The 21,206-nt window shown below is 64.3% G+C and carries 19 protein-coding genes and 1 pseudogene; 9 read left to right on the top strand and 11 right to left on the bottom strand.

Annotation, left to right across the window (positions count from 1 at the left end):
* Positions 1-8: 8 nt before the first annotated feature.
* From ASF53_RS26970 to ASF53_RS26395, 6 genes are all read left to right on the top strand, one after another.
* Positions 9-515, top strand: coding sequence for a DUF6074 family protein (locus ASF53_RS26970; protein ID WP_353652170.1), 507 nt, complete (start codon positions 9-11; stop codon positions 513-515).
* Positions 512-868, top strand: coding sequence for a hypothetical protein (locus ASF53_RS06260; protein WP_056195543.1), 357 nt, complete (start codon positions 512-514; stop codon positions 866-868). The genes ASF53_RS26970 and ASF53_RS06260 overlap by 4 nt, the downstream gene beginning before the upstream one ends.
* Before the next feature lie 154 nt (positions 869-1,022).
* Positions 1,023-1,151, top strand: a complete 129-nt coding sequence (locus tag ASF53_RS26540; RefSeq protein ID WP_286134169.1) for a hypothetical protein — start codon at positions 1,023-1,025, stop codon at positions 1,149-1,151.
* Positions 1,152-1,302: 151 nt separating this feature from the next.
* Positions 1,303-1,488 (top strand): hypothetical protein, encoded by a 186-nt coding sequence (locus ASF53_RS25590; protein WP_156635399.1) that lies wholly within the window; start codon positions 1,303-1,305, stop codon positions 1,486-1,488.
* Positions 1,489-1,491: 3 nt separating this feature from the next.
* Positions 1,492-1,680 carry a hypothetical protein gene (locus tag ASF53_RS06255; protein WP_056195540.1) on the top strand — a complete coding sequence of 63 codons (189 nt, stop codon included), beginning with the start codon at positions 1,492-1,494 and terminating at the stop codon, positions 1,678-1,680.
* Positions 1,681-1,747: 67 nt separating this feature from the next.
* Positions 1,748-2,095: a hypothetical protein gene (locus ASF53_RS26395; protein WP_156635397.1), complete on the top strand. Its 348-nt coding sequence runs from the start codon at positions 1,748-1,750 to the stop codon at positions 2,093-2,095.
* On the opposite strand, the gene ASF53_RS24745 is transcribed toward ASF53_RS26395, so the two are convergent.
* From ASF53_RS24745 to ASF53_RS06205, 10 genes and pseudogenes are all read right to left on the bottom strand, one after another.
* Entirely contained in the window at positions 2,073-3,176 is a 1,104-nt protein-coding gene (locus tag ASF53_RS24745; protein ID WP_082482496.1) for an endonuclease domain-containing protein, read from the bottom strand. The two genes, ASF53_RS26395 and ASF53_RS24745, sit on opposite strands and share 23 nt — an antisense overlap.
* Before the next feature lie 512 nt (positions 3,177-3,688).
* On the bottom strand, positions 3,689-4,954 hold the full coding sequence (locus ASF53_RS06245) for an McrC family protein (RefSeq protein ID WP_286134168.1): 1,266 nt from the start codon (positions 4,952-4,954) through the stop codon (positions 3,689-3,691).
* An 11-nt stretch (positions 4,955-4,965) separates the two neighbouring features.
* Positions 4,966-6,756 carry a DUF8426 domain-containing protein gene (locus ASF53_RS06240; protein WP_286134167.1) on the bottom strand — a complete coding sequence of 597 codons (1,791 nt, stop codon included), beginning with the start codon at positions 6,754-6,756 and terminating at the stop codon, positions 4,966-4,968.
* A 534-nt stretch (positions 6,757-7,290) separates the two neighbouring features.
* On the bottom strand, positions 7,291-10,392 hold the full coding sequence (locus ASF53_RS06235) for a DEAD/DEAH box helicase (RefSeq protein WP_056195529.1): 3,102 nt from the start codon (positions 10,390-10,392) through the stop codon (positions 7,291-7,293).
* A complete protein-coding gene (locus ASF53_RS06230; protein ID WP_056195526.1) occupies positions 10,392-11,708 on the bottom strand; it encodes an EH signature domain-containing protein in 1,317 nt (438 codons plus the stop codon). Before ASF53_RS06230 ends, ASF53_RS06235 begins: the two co-directional genes overlap by 1 nt.
* Positions 11,705-12,595, bottom strand: a complete 891-nt coding sequence (locus ASF53_RS06225) for an OmpA family protein (RefSeq protein ID WP_056195523.1) — start codon at positions 12,593-12,595, stop codon at positions 11,705-11,707. Before ASF53_RS06225 ends, ASF53_RS06230 begins: the two co-directional genes overlap by 4 nt.
* On the bottom strand, positions 12,595-14,634 hold the full coding sequence (locus tag ASF53_RS06220; RefSeq protein ID WP_056195519.1) for an anti-phage protein ZorA-like protein: 2,040 nt from the start codon (positions 14,632-14,634) through the stop codon (positions 12,595-12,597). Before ASF53_RS06220 ends, ASF53_RS06225 begins: the two co-directional genes overlap by 1 nt.
* A gap of 40 nt (positions 14,635-14,674) precedes the next feature.
* On the bottom strand, positions 14,675-16,429 hold the full coding sequence (locus tag ASF53_RS24740) for a restriction endonuclease subunit S (RefSeq protein ID WP_082482493.1): 1,755 nt from the start codon (positions 16,427-16,429) through the stop codon (positions 14,675-14,677).
* A complete protein-coding gene (locus ASF53_RS06210; RefSeq protein WP_056195511.1) occupies positions 16,426-17,880 on the bottom strand; it encodes a type I restriction-modification system subunit M in 1,455 nt (484 codons plus the stop codon). Before ASF53_RS06210 ends, ASF53_RS24740 begins: the two co-directional genes overlap by 4 nt.
* 3 nt (positions 17,881-17,883) lie before the next feature.
* A pseudogene (locus ASF53_RS06205) lies at positions 17,884-19,017 on the bottom strand (type I restriction-modification enzyme R subunit C-terminal domain-containing protein); the annotation flags it as partial.
* Positions 19,018-19,334: 317 nt separating this feature from the next.
* Between ASF53_RS06205 and ASF53_RS25580 the strand changes: the two are divergent.
* Genes ASF53_RS25580 through ASF53_RS06195 form a run of 3 tightly spaced genes read left to right on the top strand, consistent with a single transcriptional unit; the run spans position 19,335 to position 20,608 of the window.
* Positions 19,335-20,051 (top strand): hypothetical protein, encoded by a 717-nt coding sequence (locus tag ASF53_RS25580; protein WP_156635395.1) that lies wholly within the window; start codon positions 19,335-19,337, stop codon positions 20,049-20,051.
* 12 nt (positions 20,052-20,063) lie between these two features.
* Positions 20,064-20,309 carry a hypothetical protein gene (locus tag ASF53_RS06200; protein WP_056195508.1) on the top strand — a complete coding sequence of 82 codons (246 nt, stop codon included), beginning with the start codon at positions 20,064-20,066 and terminating at the stop codon, positions 20,307-20,309.
* Positions 20,306-20,608, top strand: a complete 303-nt coding sequence (locus tag ASF53_RS06195; RefSeq protein WP_056195505.1) for a hypothetical protein — start codon at positions 20,306-20,308, stop codon at positions 20,606-20,608. The genes ASF53_RS06200 and ASF53_RS06195 overlap by 4 nt, the downstream gene beginning before the upstream one ends.
* Before the next feature lie 58 nt (positions 20,609-20,666).
* On the opposite strand, the gene ASF53_RS06190 is transcribed toward ASF53_RS06195, so the two are convergent.
* Complete coding sequence (locus tag ASF53_RS06190; RefSeq protein WP_056195500.1) at positions 20,667-20,951, bottom strand: hypothetical protein; 285 nt, start codon at positions 20,949-20,951, stop codon at positions 20,667-20,669.
* Between the last annotated feature and the right edge of the window lie 255 nt (positions 20,952-21,206).

Genomic DNA, 21,206 nt, shown 5'->3' with positions numbered 1-21,206 from the left:
GCACGGTTATGCTGCCGGCGAGTGGTCGGGGTCCACATGGCACGTCCAGATCAGGCTTCAGCACCCTTCTGGAATCACCGCCATCCCGGCCACTCAACCCCGGCCAGACATTATCGGACGGGCTCTTAGGACCGTGTCCACCAAACCGGCAGCAGGCCATTCGTGGCTTCGAGTGCCAGAGAAAGAGCCTTCTGGAGGAGGATCGATCAGGCAATGAAGCTGGAGGCAGCTTGCGATGTCGTTCGCCAGGAACAGCGCTCATGAGCGCGGCTATTCTTCCTTACCCTCGTGCACGTGACCGAGGGTTCATCCGCAGGCACGCCGGACATATGGCAATTGCCTCGACCACCGCAAAGGCCGAGGCGCACCTGCAGCGTCAACTCCTGATCCAGCGGAAGGCCATGGAGCGGCGCGGAGTTGTGCCAGAGCGCATCGCGGCCGAGCTGACAGCTGTCGAAGGCAACATCCGAGCGGCTGCTTGGTCGCTCATGCTGGCACCAGGGGGCGCAGCGTGAGCACGCATCTGGCGCGCCGAAAGGCTGATGCGACCGGGCGCTCGACTGGCAAGTTCGCAGATCCCCGCTTCAAGAAGCTCAACGCCGTGCCGCAAGGCCAGGCCTTCCTATGGCTGACCCGGGATATGGTGGAGAGCCCGGCTTGGCGGGCAATGTCCCAGAACGCCAGGCTCGTGATCGACCGCGTGTGCGTCGAGCATATGGGTCACGGTGGTGGCCAGAATGGCTTTCTGCCGGTCACCTATGATGATTTCGAGAACGCCGGAATTCGGCGAGGCAGCATCCGAAGGGCGATCGCGGAAGCGCTGGCTCTCGGCTTTGTCCAGATGACCCAGAAAGGTACTCGCGGCTAGGGCGAGTTCTCAGGGCAGCCAAGCCTATTCCGCCTCGCGTGGCTGCCGACCTCTGAGGGTGCCCCTGCCTCGGAACGGTGGAGATTGATCAAGACCCTGGCCGATGCAGAGAAGGTGGCTGCCGAGGCACGAAACAGCGTCTCAGGGAAAAAGGATGACCCTGCCGAAATATCCGCACGACGAGCGTCAGGCCCGCCGCGAAGAATCAAAAGCCAGTGACGTTTCTGACTTTGTTCCAGTGACGTTTGCCGCCCTGATCCAGTGTCAGAGCTGGAACTGCTAGGGCCAGTGTCACTTCTGTAACTACTATTAATATCTTGGCTGGGTCTGAGCTCGCGGGCAGCGCGACGGCCCTCCCTCCACATCACCACTGTCAGAGATCACCCGCCCATCAGCGGCTGTGCGGCCCGGCGCTATCCGGGCGGAGAGAACTCATGTCCGAAGCAATCCATCGAGAACGCCAACGTCAGGACCTATCCACTGAGGCAGCGAGGCTGGCGCCTGAAGGCCCGAGCCTCAGCTTCGATGCGGCGCGCGGACGATTCCTGATCGCCAAGGCACTGTTCACCGGCGCGAAGGACATCGCCGCTGATCGGCACGGCCAAAAACACGAAGCCTAGCAGATGACGGAAATCCTTGAGCAGCGATATCGCGGTGAGATGGATCAGCTGCTGTACGCGGAGGCCCTCAAGCGAGCTCTACGCCTCGGGTTTCTTCCGGCTGGGACAGTCACGGTCGAGGCGCTCAATGCCTTCCTCGCGCAGCACAAGGGCACGTCCGCGTACGATCTCGACGACGACATACCGTTCTAGTCGAAGCGGCCGGGGAGCGGCGGCCACCGCTCCCCGGCCTCAATCACCAGAGTCAGGAGAAACCCACATGATCGAAACGCAGGATACCACTCGACATGACCTCAGGAAATCCCAGCGCCAAATCGGGCCAGTGACCGCGGCTTTGCAGGCGATGCACGCGGACACGCCAGAGCGCCGCGAACTTCAAGCGCTCCGCGAAGCCACTGAGGCGCGGATCGAGCGAGATATCGAATTGCTCGACCGGCTCGACGCAGGGCGGAGGAGCCTGACGCATCTGCTCGGCACCCGCTTGGGGATCGTCACAGGTTCGACTGAGTTCCTGGCGAACGATCCGCCCTGTTTCAGCTGGGCATCGTCATCGACCCCGTGCAGACAGGAGCTTGCGAAAATATTCATCCCCCCCCGTAGTCATTAATGGAACGCTCAAAGTAACCCATCAGCTTGCTGTCGCCCGCAAGCTCTCCAAAAATGCGCTTCAGGAATTCGGCTCGGTCAGCCTTAATAACTCTGACTGCATGCTCAACGGCGTCAGCTATCGACGGGTCCGAATGTCGCCTTGGATACGAAAAGTCTGGGAGCTCCCTAGGCAGATGCTCGCAAGTTTTAGCATCTGACTCGATTTTCGATTCTCGTTCGAGCTCGCGCTTAATGTCCTTGTTATTCTCCTGAAATGCGACGTATATTTTCTTCAATATCGGGTTCGCATTTAGTTCGCTGTCAAGTTGCATCTTTTCCTTTGCTGATTTCAAAGCAAAAACCAGCAGCGATTTCTCACGCTGAACCGTCAGATCGAGCGCAGATGTAGCGTTTTGAACCTCTTTCGCTTTTGTCACATGGTGATCCAGATCGTCCAGGAAGTCCGCCGCCTGCCTGGGTACCTGCGCGAGACGCTGGAGCAAAGTAGGCTGCCTTTCGGTTTGACGTTCCTCGGCGCATTTAGTAAGTATTCCTTTTGCTATAGCTGAACGCACTCGGCTGACTGCCTCCAAGGGTTCATTGAACACGAGCTTTGCGGGAATCCGCAGCAATGTGTAGCCCTTGGTCATCAGATATCGGTCTCGCTCCTGATCCCTGCTCACTGCATCTGGCGAAGAGTGATACGCGGCACCATCGATCTCGATCACGAGCCAATCGTTGGCAAGAAAATCGGCTCGGTAAGGCTTGATTTCAGTCTGCAAATCGAGCGTCAGCGCGGACCCCTTTAAGACTCCCTTCTCTGGAACGAGCCCATAGGCCGATATCATAGCCTCAAGGAACGCGGTTTCGGCCGGAGACTCACAGAACTCCATGAAGTCGCTTTTCCAGTTCGCGTCTTCTGAAGTAGCTGTCCATCTCCGAGTGAACCAGGCATCCGGCTGTGTCTGTTCCGGTCTGCGCAGATCATCGTAGATCGTCCAAGCGAGCCATGCAGCCGCAATGAACAAAAGCGGAAACGCAATTCCTGCCAAAGTAAAAATTGCGATCAATCCCAGGCGCGTCCAGATAGTCTTGTTCATCGTCTGGTTCCTCGATGTGTATTGTGTTTGGTACTGACTTACGCATCAGAGAACTCGGCACTGAAGGCATAGATCTCGCATAGTGAGCGCGCTTGCGACGGCTCCAGCCCTTGGAGCCCACGTGCCGACTTGGGGAGGCAGTCCCCGTCAGCACCTGACGCTCGGATATGAGAGGTCTGGCTCCTCACCGAAGCACCGAGCGCGCCGCCGCGTTCGCCGATGACTTCGCGTAGATCGTTCATCCACATGACGTCAGCGTAGTCGCGGCCTGGGGGCGCATAGGCTAGCTGCTCGGGGCAGACCTTTCCTGTCAGGGAGGGGGACGCGAAAGTCTCAGGGAACTCGGACTCCTCACCGCAATGGGTCTCGGTCGCGCAGAATTTTTCCTGAGCTAGGAGATTTTAGAAGAAAGCCGGGGGGTCAATGACCTGCTCGCATGGTGGTTGTCGACCAAAAGCCGCACGGAAACGGCGACCGTTTGTGGCGCCTAAGCCAGCTTCCATAGTACGTGATCAGTTCGAGATGCAGCAACGAGAAGCCAAATCGCTTAGCTGGCCCGGCACTGTTTCAAGTTGCTCGAGATCAATAGTGCCGACAAAAAGCTCATCATCGCTGCTCGTGATCCGATGGCGGCTGCGCAAGCCTGGCTGCGCACCGAGCTGCGCGTGGTGAGGATAGAGCAGGAGCAGCCGCGCACAGCGGTACAGCCGACCGTAGGCCATCATCTGGTATATGTCGGCTTGGGAGACGCCCTGCTTTGGTTCGTCGATGACTGGCGCGAGACGCTTCCACTTCGTGTCGATCACGAGTGTGGTCTCGCTGTCTCGCTTCACCAGAATGTCGGGCTTCGTACGAAACCTTCGGATGCCGTTCTCTGGATCCTCAAGACAATACAGCAGACCACCCTGCGCCACCACGCGCTGCCCGCTGCTTCTCAGCACGCGTGCCAGCATCCGGGCGACGTAGGCTTCGAAGAGCGCATTCATCGCGAAGAGCAGGGAGAAACCGGTCGCCGCGCCCCCGGACGTCGTCTGGAACCGCCCCTGCAGCAGCAAGCATGCGAGGGCCAGGAGGTCGCGCCAACGGGCGTTCGTTCGATCGACAATCACTTGGTCGAAGCGGAGGGTCTCGATCGGCACCTCCCTGATATCAGCGTAGGCGAAAGCGAGCTCGCTCAGGAGGCGACGGGTCTCGGCCCCGCGGGCGAGGGACTGGATCCTCAAGACCGCCGCCTTCATGATCCGGTTCAGCGCGATGTCGGCGGACAGAGCGTCGAACCGGCACGCGAGGAACTGGGGGCTGGCCGCGAGACGAGTGAACTGGCGCGCGGCGTCGAGGCGTCCGCGCAGCACCGGCAGGTCATCCTCGTGGCCGACGTAACGCCGGGGCATGCCCCGGCGCACCGCCTCGGCGAGCATCCGGGCGAAGAGGCGGATGAGGATTTCGAGAAGGTCGTCGCGCTGCCAGTCGAGTTCGGACAGTGCCCCCGCCGACACGTTGAGATCGTGGGTGACGGCGAGCATGTGCACGAGCTGGCGGCGGACGCCACCCGCATCGAGGTCGCCGATCTTCGGCAGGATCTCCAGGGCGCAGCCCTCCGCCGCGAGGACGCCGACCATCTGGCCGGCCTTCATATCCTTGCGGCCGAGGGTGAGGATACTGCTTCCATCCGCTCCTCCGAGCGGCAGGGCACGGGCGACCGCCGCCAGCCGGACGGCCGCGGTCTCCTCGATCTGCTCGGGGCCGGAGCCGTAGGCCAGCCGCCCCCATTCACGCACCGTCCTACGGATCACAAGGATACCGGATACGCGCTGGAGACGAAGTTCGGCCGGACGGACCAGCGGGCGCGTTCCTCGGCTCCCTCCTCGGCGAGGCCGGCGGGCGGCTTCAGGGCGGTTCGCTCCAGGAAGCGCTCTCCATTCGGATCGCCGAGCGCGAGGGCCACCTTGCCCCAATCTTCATAGAAGTACTCCGCGAGCAACGGGATCACCCGGTGGCGCATCACGTCGTCGACGTCGGTCCGGCTAGCGCAGTCCATGAAGTAGGCGTGGCCGATCTGGTGCTCCCGGTCGAAGAGGTACTCAATGCGGGCATTGATCCCGGTGAGCAGCGCCACGAGATCGACGCCGCACTGCCGACTCGCCTTATTCAGAAGGCTCGGGTTCGGCATCAGCTCCTCGAAGCTGAAGCGGCGGCGCAGGGCCGTATCGAGCAGCGCGATCGAGCGGTCGGCGGTGTTCATGGTGCCGACGATGTGGAGGTTGTCGGGGACCCCGAAGCTGTCGCCCGACGCCGGAAGGCGGACCGTGATCTCCCCCGGGCGCCCGAGCCGCTTGTCCGGCTCGATGAGCGTGATCAGCTCGCCGAAGACCTTCGAGATGTTGGCGCGGTTGATCTCGTCGATGATGAGGACGAACTGGTCGGGGACCGCCGGCCCGGTCGCGGCGGGCGCGCCCGGCAGCAGGCGGGCGAGGGCCTCCCGCTTGAGCTGCTCGTCGGCGAGGCGATAGCAGGAGGCTTGCGAGAACTGTTTGTCGTAGATCTCCTCTACGGGCAGCGGCTCGTCGAGGACGAGAAGCCAGCGCACGTCCCGCCGATGCGCGTAGTCGACGGCGTCCGTCGGGTCGTATCGATAGGGGCCGGTCACCTCGCCGACGGCACGAAACCGTAGGTTTCCCTCCGAGACGACGATGAGGTCGCCCACCTGCATCGAGCGGAAGCGCCAGAGCTGGACGATGTTGCCCGAATTGCCCGGGGTGCCAGGCTCGATCTGGTTCCAGCGGTCGAACACCACTTGATAGTTCTCGTATTCCGGGGCCGACCAATCCTCCGAGCCGCCCCAGCCCAGAACCGCGTAGCCGCCCAGGATGGCGGCCTCGTAGATGTGATCCTCACTTCCGGCCCGGCCGAGCGACATCTTGTAGACAGACCGTCCGGCGAGGTCGAAGGGTGCCGAGGGCGAGCCCTTCTTGCGCGCCTGCTCCGCAAGGGTGGCGATCTCCCGGAAGATGCCGCGTCGCGGCTCTAGCCGGAAGCCCGTACCGTCCGCGCTCGAGCCCGTCTCCGGCCTGAGGCCTTCGACGAAGTCCTCGTAGGAGTAAGATTGATGGAAGGTGACGAAGCGGATCTGCCCCGCCTCGACCAGACCGCGATAGCGGGCCATCGTCCCATCGCGCGTATCCGGGATCGCTCCGTCGCACAGGCGCACGGCCTCGGCGGCGGTCCTGTAGGTCTTTCCGGTTCCGGGAGGGCCGTAGAGAATGAGGTTCGTGGGGGTCGGCATCGGGAGCGGCACTGGCGTTTCGGCTTGGGTGACGGGCGGGCGGCTTCCGCCTTCAATCGGCAGATCGAGCGCCTCCGCGATGTCGGGGCGAAGCCGGTAGGCGACGAGCCGTCCTGGAAACTTGAAATAGCTCGTGCCATTGATGCCGGTTTCCCTGATCCGCACGGCACGGCCGTCGATCAGCAGCGCGCGCACCACCACGACGATGTCTTGCTGCTCGATCGCCTCCTCGGTTTCGTTCGAAGCCCCCTCCGGCTTGATCCGGTAGGCTTCGACGCCGGTGGTTTGGTTCCTCACGCGAACCGGCTTGAAGGATTTGCCGGCCCCGTCGAAGAGAACGACGGGGTCCTCGTCAGCCTCGACCGGTTCGCCCTTCCTAAAAGAGGTGTAACGCCGGAGCCAATAGAAGTAGCCGTGGAGCCGTCGCATCGGATCGGTCGCATCAGGCATTAAGATGCGAAATCGTTCGCCGCCCACGCGGGCGTCCTGCTTGATCTCCTCCAAGGCGAGACGCACCTGTTCAACGCCGTCAGCTTCGAACGCCGTGTCGAGGTCGATGTATGGCAGCCCGAGCTTTGCCAAGTTCTTTTCGAGACGACTGATGGTGGCGAGCCCTGTATTGACCGTATTTTTTGAGTAAATTGGCTCAAGCCATTGGCGGAAATTTTCATTTGTCAATTCCATTCTCTCGGCAATCATTCTTGTCATTCAATGGCGAGCCTGATCGAGTTCCGCTCGGCACAGACGCTCTCTGGCCGTGAACCGCCGAGAGGGCGACCGAGGCTGCACGCCAGGGTTATGTCGCAGCTGAGGAGCCCTTGGCTACGCCGTTCACGGGACCCGGATCGATCCATCCTGCTCCCAGACGGGGGCTTCCAGCCCGTCCCGTGCAAACATGGCGGCGATTGCACTGCGCACGGGGTCTGCCCCCTCCTGCTTCGCGGCACCGTCGAGCAGGCGCGTGAGTTCGCCGACATCCGCCTGCGTGTCGCCCATCGGCCAGAGGGCCGAAGCGGCCAACCGGCGCTTGCGATGCATCAGGCCGTGGAGCAGGCAATCGAAGGAACCCTCCCGATAGCCCGCGTGGATAGCCAGCGGCAGGTGGATGGTGACGGGGCGGGTCTGGCCGAGCCGATGGACGCGATCGTTGCACTGCTCCTCGACCGCGGGGTTCCACCAGCGCGACAGGTGGATGACGTGGGTGGCGGCGGTGAGCGTCAGGCCCGTGCCCGCCGCCTTCGGGCCGAGGACGAGGATATCGAACGCCGGCTCCCCTTCGAGATGGCGTTGGAAGCGGTTGACGATGGCTTGGCGCTGCGAGATCGGCGTGTCGCCGTTGATGAGATCGACGCGCGGCAGGTCGAAGCGTGCGCGGGCGAGTTCGACGAGGCGGTGCTGCATGCGGCGGTGCTCGACGAAGACGAGGGCGCGCTCGCGCCGTTGAGCGATAACGCCGAGGATCTCGAACACGGCGCTGAGCCGCGCCGACGCCTCGACAAAGGCGGAATCCGTCTCCGCCCCATCGAGATTCGGGTGAACCGACACGGTGCGGATATGGTGCAGCATCTTGAACGCAGCCCCCGCCCCGCCCTGCGCCAGCTTGAACTGGGCGTCCTCGTAGGCCGCAGACTGGCGCTCCGGCATCGCGCGCGGATGCAGGCGCCGAGCCTTCTCGGGCAGGTCGCGCGCGACGACATCCTTGATCCGCCGCAGCGCGAGGGGCTGTGCCGGGAGCGCAGACGTGAACACGCGGCGATGAAGCTCCGCCATGTTGGTCGCGTCGGGCGTGCCATATCGGGCCCGGAACTCGGGGAGGCTGTCGAGTGAGCCCGGCGCCAGCTGGTCCATGATCGCCCACAGGTCGACCGCGGCGTTCTCGATCGGCGTGCCCGTCAACCCGATGCGGAAATCCGCGCGGACGGCCCGGGCCGCGGCGGCGCGTAGACTCGCGGGGTTCTTCAGCGCCTGGATCTCGTCAAAGACGACGGCGCTGAAGGGGATTTCCCGGAGGCTGTGCTGGTAGTTGACCAGGGTCGTGTAGGTCGTGAGGATCCAGGAGCGGTGGGCCCGGCCCTCCGCCAGCGCCTTGTGCAGGAAGGCGAGGTCGAGCTTGCTCTCCCCCGCATCAATGTCGCGACCGGACTCGCCGGCTCGCTTTCGCGCACCGATCCCGGAGCCGTAGAGGCGGATCAGATGCCCGAGACCCGGCTCGTGGGTGTGGCGGGCGACCTCCTGCTCCCAGTTCTCGAGGAGCGAGGTCGGGGCGACGACGAGTACCGGCCCCCGTTGCAGCGCCCCTGGATCGACCGCCTGCTGCTTCAGCCAGGCCAAAAACGCGATCGTCTGAAGCGTCTTGCCGAGCCCCTGCTCGTCGGCGTTGAGGATGCCGGGCAGGCCGGCCTTCCAAGCCGCGACCTGCCATTCGAAGCTCGTGCGCTGATGCGCCTTGAGGTCCGTGCGGATGGTAGACGGGACATCTTCGCCTCCCGGTGTGGAGCGCGGCTTCAACCGCGCGACCCACTTCAATTCATCGAAATTGTCGACCGTCTCGAGGACGACAGGCTCGGACGGTCCCTTCTCCTCGACGGCGTCCTCGGTCGCCGCCTCGTCCCCGCGGTACTGCCCGATGAGCGCCAGCGCCTCGGCGCGGGCCGGCAAGTCGAACCCAGCCAGTGCTACGGTGGCCTCGCCGGCCGCCATCGCCTGAGAGACCTGCCGGTGCAGATCGTCGAGTTCCGCCGGTGTCAAGGCCGCCAGCGCGCCCTGGAGCCTTTCTGCGAAGGCCTCCGGCAGCCAGGTCGTGCCGCTGCCCGGGCCGATCTCGAGTTCGGGCTTGCGGAACACGCCGACGCCCGTCACCCGGTCGGCATATTCCTGCGTCTCGACGAACAGCGGGAGGGCGGCGGCCTCGATGGCCTCCTCCTCGCCGACCGCGTCAAGGCCATCAAGCCGGCCCGCGCTGCGCAAGGCCGCTTCCACCGCCTGGGTGACGAGGGGGCGCGGATTGCGCAGGAAGGCCTTCCGCTCCGCAGCGGGGGCGTGCTGCATCCGGGCCATCACTGAGAGCGCCGGTGAGGCCGCCGAATCGATGACGAGGAAGTTGCCCGGCCCGAGCCGGTAGGCCGAGAGCGCGCCCCGCGACCGCACACGCTCCTGAAACCCGCGCAGGAGGTCTCCGGCGAGTTCGCCCGCCCCTTCGGGCACGCCAACCGCGGCCTCGTCGTAGCCGGCCCGGGCGAGTTCACGGCCCGAGAACGGGACGACCTCGAAATCGTCCTCGGCGGTCGGCGCGAGGGCGAAACGATCCGCGATCCGGACCTCCAGGCCGCCCAGGAAGTCCGTCATCGAGACCCGCGCCGCCGCCGTTGGCTCCGCGACCCGGACTCCGGGGTCGAGCAATTGTCGGAAGCGCGCCAGCGCGTTCCAGTGCTGACTCTCGTTCCGTCCGGCCTCGAAGCCCTCGGAGACCGCCACCGCATCCATGAGCCATTCGGGCAGCCGGCGCGGGCCTGCCGAGGTCTTGAGGATGGCGCCCACCCGCTGCACGGTCTGGCGTTGGCCGTTCTTGACCCACTCGTGGCGCAGGCGGAACGAGGGCGACCCGAGCACGCCCTCGGCGTCCGTGCGCAGCGACAGATCGACCACCGGGGGCAATCCGAGCGACGCGGCCGTCTCGGCGTCCAGGGCCGCCGCCAAGCGATGCGAGAGGCGGATATGCTCAGGCGTGATCTCCAGGAGCTCAGTGGGCTTCTCGGCGGCCGCGGCCCGCAGGTCGGCGATCGCAAGGAGCAGCGTGCGTTCGGCGAGCGGCAGGCGATCAAGTTCGCGGCGATCCCGCCCGAACCCCAGTCGCCCGAGGAGGCCGCCCCGCGTCGAGCGGGAGAGCGTGATGCCTTGCGGGTCGAAGGTGAAGTCGAGGGCGGGTGACACCATCAGATCCGCTCCTCGACCCATCCCTGCCAGTCGCCGAGATGCGATCGCGATTCCGCGCCGGGCACCAGACGGATCTGCTCGCAATCGTAGGCGCGCTGATAAAGGGCCGGCGCGCGCGGATGCCCTTCCCGGAAGATGTGCACCTTGTAGCTATGAGAGCCTTCAACAACGATCTTGTTGCCGCACTTCAGGATGAGGAGCGAGGTGTTGGCTCGGGAGTAGCCGGCCGTCTGCTGGCCGTAGCTCACCACGCCCCGCTCTCCGCCGGACTTGAGCAGGCGTCGCGCGTACTCGGCGCCGCTCGGCGAGAAGGCGACCCAGGCGGCGTCGATCCGGCGCTGCGCGTGCAGCTTGAGCCAGAAGCGCCGCCGCGGCTCCCACATGTGGCTATCCTCCACGGCTGAGACGACGTCCATGAAGAAGCGGATGTCCTTGCCGGTGAGCCAACGCAGGATCACCGCGAGACAATCCGGGGCGACGCTCGCCCAGGCCCCGCCCTGCTGCACGCGTGGATCGCCGTAGAACGCGACGAGGGAGCGTGTGATTAGGTCGATGTCGGCCTCGGGCGGATTGCCCGTCCGCCAATGGCCGAGCAAAGCCTCGATCGCCGCGGGCGCCCCCGACGAGCGGGCCACGGCCTGATCGTCGGGTTTCAGCCACGACAGGAGCTGCTCGATCTCGGCTCGCAACGTCAGATGTGGTGTGAGCCGCGCGACATAGGCGTCATGGACGAAATCCATCAGGCCCGGCGCGTGCGGAGCGCGCAGCCCCAGCGCCTTCAATTCGGAGTAGGGACTCCGCATCCCCACCATCAGGCGCGCGATCGCCTCGGGGGCGAGGTCCGGCCGGAACACCTCCGGGATACCTTCGACGAGGGTGCGCCAGCGGGCGCCCAATCGATCGCGCACCCCGCTCAAGGCCTCGGCGAGGGCCCGCGTGTGAGACGCGGCCGGCACGAAACTCTCGAGGTAGACCGAGACCATCGCCCCCAGGAACGTGGTCCGGTGCGAGGCCCGGATCTCCGCGATGTAGAAGCCGCGCAGATCGGCGAGGTCGGGCCTGCTTCGCCTCGTCGCGTCGAAGACGGCACGCGCTGCTGCCGTCACCAGCGACATCCGCACCCCGTCCCACCGCTCCTCGGCGCGATGCGCCTCCATGCGCTGCACGAGCTGTTCGCGGTCGCGCTCGGGCGGGTCCGGTGCGGCGTCCGGCCAGCGGTGCAGGACCCGCTCTGCGGCCGTCGCGAGGGTCTTGAGGTTCGGCAGGGCGGGCGGTTCCATGGGGCGCAGTCGCGCGAGGGTGGCGTCCAGGCTCATTGCAGCACCGTCCCGGATAGGCCGCGCCGGAGGTCGTCCTTGATCCGCTCGACCTCCTCGACGCTCTGCGGCGTGTACATGATGATCCGCAGGTCGATGCGCCGGTTCGTGGCCCTGCCGCGCTCGGAGGTGTTGTCCGCGACGGGGCGAAGGCGCCCGTAGCCGGCGACAGAGAGAACCGGCTGCCCCGCGCTGTTGCGGTTTTCTAGCAGGGCGGGCTCGCGTCCAGTCATGGCGAAGAGGGTCTCGACCGCCCGTTCGGTCGAGAGGCTGAAATTCGATCGGTCCTGGCCGGAGGCATCGGTGTGCCCCTCGATCTGCACCGCTTCGATCACCGCGCCGGCGGCGTTGCACGACGCCTGCCACCGGGCCGCCTTGCCGAAGGTGTAGCAGGGCAGCAACTCGTTCAGGCGGGTCGCTATTGCCGTGACGACGCGGCGCTTGTCTTCGGCGAGCTGCCACCTGTCGGTCTTGAACAACCCGTCGCCCTTAAAGCGCAGCGCGCCAGTCTCGATGCTCACGATATTTTCGAGCTCGGGGAAATCCACGACGAGCCGGTCGCGCAAGGTCCGCAGGATCCGATCGCGCTCGCTCGACACCGCGGAGAGGTATGTCTGGAGGCGGTTCGTGCGCTCCTTGCGTAATTCCTCCTCCAGGCGCGCCACCTCGCGGCGGAGGTCCGCGTTCTCGGTCGCCGAGCGATCCCGCTCACGTTCGACCTGCCGGTACTCCGCGAGCGGAACCGTCTGGTCGTCCTTGAGCTGCGAGGCGAAGAAGGCGAGCAGGATGATTACGATGAACAGGAAGCTCACCGTGAGGTCCGTCATCGAGACGAAGGCGGATTCCTCCTCCTCCTCATGCGCGAGACGGCGGGTCGCGCCGCGCATCAGGGCTTCCTACTTTCGGGGATGAACTGCTCGGCCTGCTCGACGACGGCGCGCAGCGTATCGAGGGCCGGCGCGAGTTCGGACTGCATCCGGCGCACGTAGTCGGACAGCGAGGCGACTGCCGTGGCGACCCTCGTGGCGTAGGTGTCGAAGGCGGCACCGAGCTTCTCGTCCAGGGTGTCGAGCTGCGCGCCCTGGCCCCTGAGGCGGTCTACCACCTGGCCGACGCCCGCCAGCGAGGCCTCGATCGCACCCGCGTGGCCGCCGAGCGCGGTCTGCGCGGCGGCGAGCGCGTCGGCGGCGCTGCGGGCGGTCTGCTCGGCCGAGCGGCTCACCGTTCCGGCGACGTGCTGCGTCGCGTCCGCGAGCTGGCGGATGCTGGACTCGATTCGCTCGGTGGTGGCGCGCAGGGGCGCGGAGGCCGTCACCAGGGCTTCCGACGAGCCCCGGAACGCGCCGGCCGCGCGCTCGGCCGCCTCGGCGCTTGCGCGCACCCCGTCGCCCAGGCGCCCGACCCCGCCTGCCGCGGCCGCGATGCCATCGGCGGTCTCGCGCAGCCGCGCCGCGATGCCGTCCAGCGGGGCCAGCAGGTCCTGGGCCGCCCGCGCGCCGACCTCCCGCGTCGCCTCGGCAATGTCGCTCGCCGTGCGGCCGAAGGCCTGCACGACGGTCGACCCGGCGGCACTGATCTGCGCGCTCGCCTCCGAACCGGCCGCCTGCATCCGGGCCGCGGCCTCGGTCGCGCCCGAGCGCGTGGCCGCCTCCAGCTCCGTGCGGAACCCTTCCGCCGCCCCACGCATGTCGGCGGCAGCCGCCCCCATGGCCTCGGCCCCCGCGCGGGTGTTGTCGCGGATTTCCTGGAGGGTCTGGTTCATGGCGCCGAGGAGACGGTCCGCCCCGTCGGTGAAGGCGCCGCTCGCGGAGGCGGCGGTGGCGCTCATCGTGTCCCGCAGATCGTCGACGGCCTGCGCGAGGCGGGCGACGGCAGCGTCCATCTCCGACCCCATACGGCCGGAACTCTGGTCCATGCGCGTCGAGAGTTCGCCGATGCGGTCGCCCGCCTGGACCAAGCGCTCGCTCGCCTGCGCCAGGGCGCGGCCGACATCGTCGGAGAAGCGGGCCGAGAGGTCCTTGACCATGCTGCCCATGTGATCGGTGCCGAGCTGGCCGACCTGTTGCAGCAGCGGGCCCATCGTCGCGTTGATCGAGGCCGAGATCGCGGCCGGTATTTCTTCCCGCAGGGGGCGGCCGAGTTCGGCGACCAGCTCGAGGCCGATCAGGCGAAAGTGCTCCCGCTGCTCGCGGGTCGCCCGCAGCTGCTCGGCCGCGAGGCTCTCCAGGCTGATGAAGCTGAGGCGCTTCTCGATCTCGGCGCAGAGCGTGTGCAGCGCCCCCTCGATGCTGCCGATGCCCCAGCGCAGGACGATCGTGAATACGATCGAGCACAGGAGGCCGGTCAGCGACATGATGAACTTCGCCGAGGCGACCAGCAGCAATTCGCGCAGCGAACTCTGCACCTTGTCTGGCGTCGAGAGGTCCATCGCGCCGAGCGCCGAGATCAGGCCCAGGAAGGTCAGGAACAGGCCGATCGTCACGAACAGGCCCGGCACCGCCCGCCAGAAGCCGGCGCCGAATCCAAGGTCGTCGGCGTTGAAGAAGACCGCTGGCCGCACCGAGTTGCGCAGGATGACCGCGCCGTCCTCGTCGTGCTCGACCAGCGTCTCGCGATACTTGTCCCACGCGGTGGCGATCTGCTTGCGCGCCCCCCGGCTGCCCGAGCGCAGCACCTCCGCGTCGAGGTCGGCGATGGATTGTCCGAACGAGGCCTCGTCGGCGGCCCGGCGCACCACGAGGCGCAAGCCCCGCACCGCCGCCACGCGCATGGCGATGCTTCGCGCGTAGAGGACGATGAGGAGTGCGAGCGCCAGGACGAGCACGACGGCGATGAGCCCCGGGACGGCCTCGCTCTTCAGCAATCCAGCCACGGTGAGGACGGCGTTGCGCGCCGCGATTCCGAACGCAGAAACCAACTCGGACATGGGGACTAGAGGCTCTGACGGTGAGGACGCACGCGAACCATCACTCCGCCGCCTCCAGCAAGCGATCCTCGTCCGACGCCAGCGCCTCGGCGAGAAGCGCGTCGAGCAGGCGGCGGCGGGTGTCAGTCGCGGCGGTGAGGCTTGCTTCGAGCTTGTCGCAGAGCACCATTAGCTTGTTGACCTTGGCTACAATTCTACTCTGCTCGGCGATGGGTGGAAGGTAGATGAAAAATCCATATTGTTTTTGGATGGAAACAAAATCCCTTGTGGTTTGCTTTTTTACAGCATCAACCTGAAATCGATATTGGTCGCTAAGGAGCATAATCCTAAGAAACGCATTGTTGATAATTGACTCGTCTGGCCGGTAGTATGTCGTTTGCGGCGAGAGTACGCAGTCGTGATAACACAACGCAACGCGCCCGACACTTCCTTTGTGCGTGTAGATTACATCGCCTTTCTTGGCAAATCCAACTTTCAGCTTGCTAAGTGGTTTGCCGTCCAGCTTGTATGTGCCTTCATAATCTATCTGCCCTGTCTCGGAAACTTGCGCAGCTGTTATGAACGGGATTCCCGTGCTTACAAAATCGCTGATTTTCGGATGATTAGCTCCATGGTTTCCATCTTTTAAATCAACGATTGCTCCAATACGAAGGAGACTCGCGATTGATTGTAGGCACCAGCCGGTTGGCAGTTGTTCGGCATCCAACGTGTTCGGCATCTCGACTATTTCAGGAACAGCCCTTCGGAGATTGACGTTCCCTCCGGCTTTGCATTTGCGACTCAGCAACTCCTCGGCGGACTCCTCGTTCGCGTCCTGCTTCACAAGTTTGCCGCTTACGGCGAGGTTGAGGATGGTCTGACGCAAGGCCTTGACCTGGTCAGGCCGCTTAGTGAGGGCCGGCAGCGCATTGAAGGCGAAGTTAGCATCATCCTCGAATGCTTCGGGATCGGGTGCGTTGAGGCGGGCAAGGCTCGCCGCCGACAGCCGGTCGCGCACAGTCTCGCGGTCCGCCCGCGCCGCCTCCAGCCGGTCGCACAGGCCCATTAACTCATCGACCCTAGCGATGATGCGGTGCTGCTCGGCGAGCGGCGGGAGAGGAAAGGGGATGGCGGCGACGATCTTTCCCGACACCTCCTTAAAGGTAGTGCCCGGTGCTTTAGCGTCGATTTCCGGCGCGAACGCCGTCATCGCGGTTGCGATGAAGCGCGAGCATTCCAAAATATAAGGAACGATCGACTTGAAGCCCTGATTGGTCGAGATTGGGTTCGCAGCGATGGCGACATAGCCGATTGGTGCCCGGCTAGTGAATAGCACCGTGCCTTTCGGCATTAAGGTCGCTGATGAAGTCCGTGATCCCTTTTCGGTGAGGTCCCGGGAACCCCTCTCGATGAAAAGGTCTGCGTATCCGCCAAGATCAGCAGGCGTCAGCCATGGCACACCCCTTCCAGGTTCGGTAAAATTCTCGGGGTCTGCGGCCGATGGCGTGCCACCACCAATAATCGCACCGAGCGCATCTAGTCTCACCCATTCCCATGTGTTGGGAATCGCGAAAGGCTCGTCGAACTTATTGCTGCTGTCGAGGTCTCTCGGCTTGCGAATCTCCCCTGCATTCACAAGTCGAGTTTTCTCCTTCGCGATCTGTTTCAGCAGTTCTGACGCTGGTTCGTCGTCTGAGGCTTGCGGTACGAGTTTCCCGCGCACCGACAAATCGAGCACGAAACGGCGAAGGCGCGCGATTGCGTCAGGCGCGTCAGCGACCTGCTCATAGTGAGCCAACAGTCGGGCGGCGTTCATCGGGCGAGCGCCTCGGCGAGGATGGCTTTCAACTGGCCGCGGTAGCCCGCCGCCTCGGCCTCGGCGCGGGCGAGGCTGGCGAGCAGCGCCTCCGGATCGCCGTGGTCGTCGGCTGCCGCGTGAGGGTTCTTGAAGTCGAGGTTGTAGCCCCGTGCCTTCACCTCTTCGATCGGGACGCGCCACGCCTGCTCCGTCTCCACGCGCCCCTCGCGCGCGGTCCCGCCCCACCAGTCGATGCAGCCCTGGAAATGCTCCAGCCGGATCGGCTTGGTCATCGAATAGGCTTTCTGGCCCGCGGGCACGCGGTGCTCGTAGAACCACGTCTCCTTCGTCGGTCGCCCCTTCTCGAAGAACAGGAGGTTGGTGCCGATCGAGGCGTAGGGCTTGAAGACCGAGTTCGGAAGGCGGACGATGGTGTGGAGGTCGCATTCCTTCATCAGGTGTTCCTTCAGCCGGGTCTTGATGCCCTCGCCGAACAGGGTGCCGTCCGGCAGCACCACGGCGGCGCGCCCCTGGTCCTTCAGGAGCCGCACGATCAGCGCGAGGAACAGGTCAGCCGTCTCCTTGGTGCGGAAGGTCGGGAAGTTGTTCTCGATGCCATCCTCTTCCCGGCCGCCGAAGGGCGGGTTGGTGACAACGATGTCGACCCGATCGGCCTTGCCCCAGGCAATCAGCGGCCGGGCCAGCGTGTTGTCGTGGCGCACGAAGCTCGGATCCTCGATGCCGTGCAGCAGCATGTTGGTGACGCAGAGCATGTGCGGCAGCTGCTTCTTCTCCACGGCCCGCAGGGCGCCCTGCATCCGCTCGCGCTGCTTGGGCGTGCGGACGTAAGCCCCCTCCATGTGCTTGATCGCGCAGGTCAAAAACCCGCCGGTGCCGCAGGCCGGATCGAACAGGGTCTCGCCGGGGCGGGGATCGATGCGGTCGACCATGAAGGCGGTGACGGCGCGCGGCGTGTAGAACTCGCCCGCATTGCCGGCCGATTGCAGGTCGTTGAGCAACTGCTCGTAGAACTCGCCGAAGTGCCGGCGCTCGTCGAGGTCGTTGAAGTCGATCAGGTTGATCTTGTTGACCACCTGCCGCAGCAGCTGGCCGGACTTCATGTAGTTGTAAGCGTCCTCGAACACGTCGCGCACGACGCGGCGGCGATCCCCCGGCAGCCCGGTGAGCGGCAATCCCTTGAGGGTCGGAAACAGCGCGTCGTTGACGAAGTCGAGCAGCCCCTGCCCGGTGATGCCCTCGGGATTCGCCGCCCAGTTGCGCCACTGGAAACGGTCCGGGATCGGCGACCGGTAGCCGGGCTTCGTCAGCTCCAGTTCCTGATCCTGGTCGTCGATGATCTTGAGGAAGAACAGCCACGTGAGCTGGCTGATGCGCTGCGCATCGCCATCGACGCCCACGTCCTGGCGCATGATGTCCTGGATCGACTTGACGGTGGTGCGGACGATCATGTCTCAGGCGGTCTCCTGGTAGAGGGTATCTTGGTAGAGGGCGTCCTGCATCGCATGCGCGGCTTGCTCGAAGCCGGCCTTGTCGCCGAACGCCTTAACGAGTTGCACGACGCTGCCCATCGCGGTGAACGGCGCCACTCTCAGCACATTGGTGTCGTCGAGGGTGAGCACGCCCTCGTCGCGGTACTTGTCGAGCAGCGCATCGAGCACAGCGCGAGCCTGCGGGCCGTATTGCGTAAAGACATCGCGCTTCCTGACGGTCTCGGCCCGCTCGCGGCGCGTAAGCGGCTTGCGGTCGAAGGCGACGTGACAGATCAGATCGAACGGATCGAGATCGTTCTGGCCGAGTTCCACGGCGATCACGTCGAGCGCCAAGCCTTCGGCCGCGAGTTCCTCGACGACCGCCTGCTTGCGCTCGGCCGACTTCCAGCGCTTGAGGAAGTCGTCGAGGCTCGCGAACCGCTTCCGCAGCGCCGTCTTAGTGAAGTCGCGCAGCGACTCGGTAACGAGCCGGCCGGCCTCGTCGAGATACTCGACCCGCTCGGCGACGATGCGGGCGCCGACGCCGTCGATGTAGACTTTGCGGGTCGGAAGGCCGGGCGGCTGCGGCGGCCCTGGCTGGTCGATCACAGTCTCACCCTCGGGCGGCTCGAACGGGGTCTGCTCGTCCTCGGCGAACCCGTCGGGTGGCGTAATCGGCTCGTCCTCGCCGGGCGCGTAGATCTGCACCGGGTCGCCGTCGAAGTCCGGGTCGGCGAAATGGTTGGTCGCGCCGCGGAAGTCGATCAGCGTGAAGTAGAACTTCTTGCTGTCCTCGTGGACGCGGGTACCGCGTCCGACGATCTGCTTGAACTCTGTCATCGAGCCGACCGCCCGGTCGAGCACGATCAGCCGACAGGTCTGGGCATCGACGCCGGTCGAGAGCAGCCGCGAGGTCGTGACGAGCACAGGGTATGGCGATTCCGGGTCGATGAAGTTGCCGAGCTGATCCTGGCCCTCTTTATCGCTGCCGGTGATGCGCATGACGTAGCGTGGGTTCGCGGTCACTAGATCGGCATTCTCGTTAACGAGCGCTTGGCGCATGCGCGCGGCGTGCTCCTCGTCGACGCAGAACAGGATCGTCTTCTGGAAACGGTCGGCGACTGTGGGCGAGACCGAGTCGGGCGTGTGCGTCCCCTGCGCGACCTGTGACCGGGCCTGCAGCAGATAGGCGTCAGCCTCCTTCCGCGTCGCGAACTGCTTGAAGCGTCGGGCCCCTCCTCCGTCCGTGTATCCCGCCATCCAGACGGTCTTTCCGCTTGGGAGCTTTCGTTTTCGAACCGTTGCCATCCAAATTCCTCCAGGAAGCGGTTCTCACCGCGCCAGATGGAAGGTAATGGCTTTTATCGGAGTGTCACTCAAAAAAGCGCTTGACGCTTTATCAGAGTGCGGCTCATATAAAGGAACCAACTGGCATGGCACTCCTAAGCACGCTTGTGAAAGCTGTCGCAGAGATCGAGGGTATCGACGAAGTGCAGGTTGGTTGGGTTGCCAGGTATCTGCGTGAGGCGGGACTTCTATCTCAAGCAGGCCGCGGACGTGGCGCTGCTCACATGAGCGCTACAGACGCAGCTAATCTACTTATCGGCGTGAATGCATCATCTGCGCCGAAGGACGCAGTAAGGGCTGTCGAAGTTTATCGAGAACTAGTTTGCACCGATTCCATCGGCGATATTTCTAGCGAGGATGGCTCCATCTTCGCACTCGGAACAAGCTTCGGAGATAGTCTGGAAATGGCCATTTCTCTGGCTGCCGAAGAGTTTGGTGGCGGGTCGGAATTGGAGTGGAAAATCCTTATCCGCTGCAATTTCATCAACCCGAGAGGTATTTCGGATTTCGATGATAGATTTGGAGTTCTCGCACATAATTTTGGATCTATTGTTCGTTCTGAAATAACATTCTGCAGACCAAATTCGAGTGTGATTTTGAAAATTTCGGAAACCGGGTGGACTGGTACTGATCAACCGCCAGCCCCGCCCCCGTTCGATGAGGATGAAGAGCGTAGTAGGCTCCTTATGCAGGCGCTCTACCGGAACTCAGAAACGGACTATCCTACTTCCGGCGATCGGTTTGATCGAACGACAATCTCACTATCCACCTTATCGCGCGTTGGAGGCGTGATAAGAACCTGAGGGATCCCCCCTATGACGAGCAACGCAACGCGCCCATCCGGCGCGAACGCTACCGGATTGCCTCTTTCCGAGGATCTGATGACCGGGGCGGAGGCCATCGCCAAGTTCATATTCGGGAATGCCACCGACACGAATAAGCGTCGCGTCTATCATGCCGCCGCGGAGCTCGGCCTCCCGACATTCCGAATCGGTACCACGCTATGCGCTCGGCGCAGCACGATCCTGGCGTGGATCGAGAAGCAGGAGAGCGCCGCGTGAGTTCTGCCTGTCCTGCCTTCAAGGACGCCGTGGCTGGGCTCTCGCGCCGCAAGCTCATCGTCGCGGGGTACGTCTCGGGCACGCAGCCGCTGGTCGAGGTGCGGTTTCACCAGCAGGGCGGCCGAATGGGGCCGCACGTCGACCTGACCCTGCCTCAGGCGCGGCAGATGCTGCGCCTCTTACTGACCGCGATCGAATCCGCGGATAGCCAAGCCCGCCACGACGGGACGGAAGCGAATTGTGCTGGCGATCGTGAGTCGTCCGGCGAGGCGCCGAGCGATGTCGGACCGACGGTCTAAGCGCGAGGCCGCGCGGTCGGAGGACGTTGCTGATCTATTCCGGATCTTGCGAGTCATGTCATGCGATCCAAACATCAGCGAGGCCGATTTTCGAATCGCGTTTCGGATATCGCAGCGCCGGCATGCGCAGACGGGCTGGGCGGAGGCGGGCGACGCCTTCCTTATAGATGAGCTTCCACGTACCGACCGCCAGAAGCTTCGCAGGTTCCGAAAGCGGATGCGTGAGGCTGGATGGATCAAGTTCATCGAGGGCGAGCGCGGCCGCGGAACGCGATATCTTTTTCTCGATGACAACGTGCCAGAAATCGAAAAGCGCTTGGACGAGAGCCGGGACCAGCGACACGCAAAATCCGCCCTGGCGAAAATCGAGCGAGAGAGTGGATTGAAGGCGGCCGCTTTAGGGGTGAAATTTCACCCAGAAACGGAATTCAGCGTCGATCCGATAACGGGTGAGATTTCACCCCTTATCCAGTCACTGATGGGGGTGAAATCGCCATCAGATAAGGGGGGAGGATTCACCCCCCTTCTACCTAACAGTTCTACCTATGATTCTAGCTGCCGGCAGCAGAACATGACTCCTGAAGAGCACGCATCATCG

The organism is Methylobacterium sp. Leaf123 (assembly GCF_001423405.1).
Classification (GTDB): domain Bacteria; phylum Pseudomonadota; class Alphaproteobacteria; order Rhizobiales; family Beijerinckiaceae; genus Methylobacterium.
Note: the sequence above shows the minus strand (reverse complement) of the source record. Positions and strands in the feature narration are given on the sequence as shown.

What these genes read in the sequence shown, in the direction of transcription:
- ASF53_RS06200 (WP_056195508.1), top strand. Translation starts at nt 20,064, where the DNA reads ATGACGAGCAACGCAACGCGCCCATCCGGCGCGAACGCTACCGGATTG.
- ASF53_RS06255 (WP_056195540.1), top strand. Translation starts at nt 1,492, where the DNA reads ATGACGGAAATCCTTGAGCAGCGATATCGCGGTGAGATGGATCAGCTG.
- ASF53_RS06225 (WP_056195523.1), bottom strand. Translation starts at nt 12,595, where the DNA reads ATGCGCGGCGCGACCCGCCGTCTCGCGCATGAGGAGGAGGAGGAATCC.
- ASF53_RS24740 (WP_082482493.1), bottom strand. Translation starts at nt 16,429, where the DNA reads ATGAACGCCGCCCGACTGTTGGCTCACTATGAGCAGGTCGCTGACGCG.
- ASF53_RS26540 (WP_286134169.1), top strand. Translation starts at nt 1,023, where the DNA reads ATGACCCTGCCGAAATATCCGCACGACGAGCGTCAGGCCCGCCGCGAA.
- ASF53_RS06235 (WP_056195529.1), bottom strand. Translation starts at nt 10,392, where the DNA reads ATGGTGTCACCCGCCCTCGACTTCACCTTCGACCCGCAAGGCATCACG.
- ASF53_RS06220 (WP_056195519.1), bottom strand. Translation starts at nt 14,634, where the DNA reads ATGTCCGAGTTGGTTTCTGCGTTCGGAATCGCGGCGCGCAACGCCGTC.
- ASF53_RS26395 (WP_156635397.1), top strand. Translation starts at nt 1,748, where the DNA reads ATGATCGAAACGCAGGATACCACTCGACATGACCTCAGGAAATCCCAG.
- ASF53_RS25580 (WP_156635395.1), top strand. Translation starts at nt 19,335, where the DNA reads ATGGCACTCCTAAGCACGCTTGTGAAAGCTGTCGCAGAGATCGAGGGT.
- ASF53_RS25590 (WP_156635399.1), top strand. Translation starts at nt 1,303, where the DNA reads ATGTCCGAAGCAATCCATCGAGAACGCCAACGTCAGGACCTATCCACT.
- ASF53_RS24745 (WP_082482496.1), bottom strand. Translation starts at nt 3,176, where the DNA reads ATGAACAAGACTATCTGGACGCGCCTGGGATTGATCGCAATTTTTACT.
- ASF53_RS06210 (WP_056195511.1), bottom strand. Translation starts at nt 17,880, where the DNA reads ATGATCGTCCGCACCACCGTCAAGTCGATCCAGGACATCATGCGCCAG.
- ASF53_RS06230 (WP_056195526.1), bottom strand. Translation starts at nt 11,708, where the DNA reads ATGAGCCTGGACGCCACCCTCGCGCGACTGCGCCCCATGGAACCGCCC.
- ASF53_RS26970 (WP_353652170.1), top strand. Translation starts at nt 9, where the DNA reads ATGCTGCCGGCGAGTGGTCGGGGTCCACATGGCACGTCCAGATCAGGC.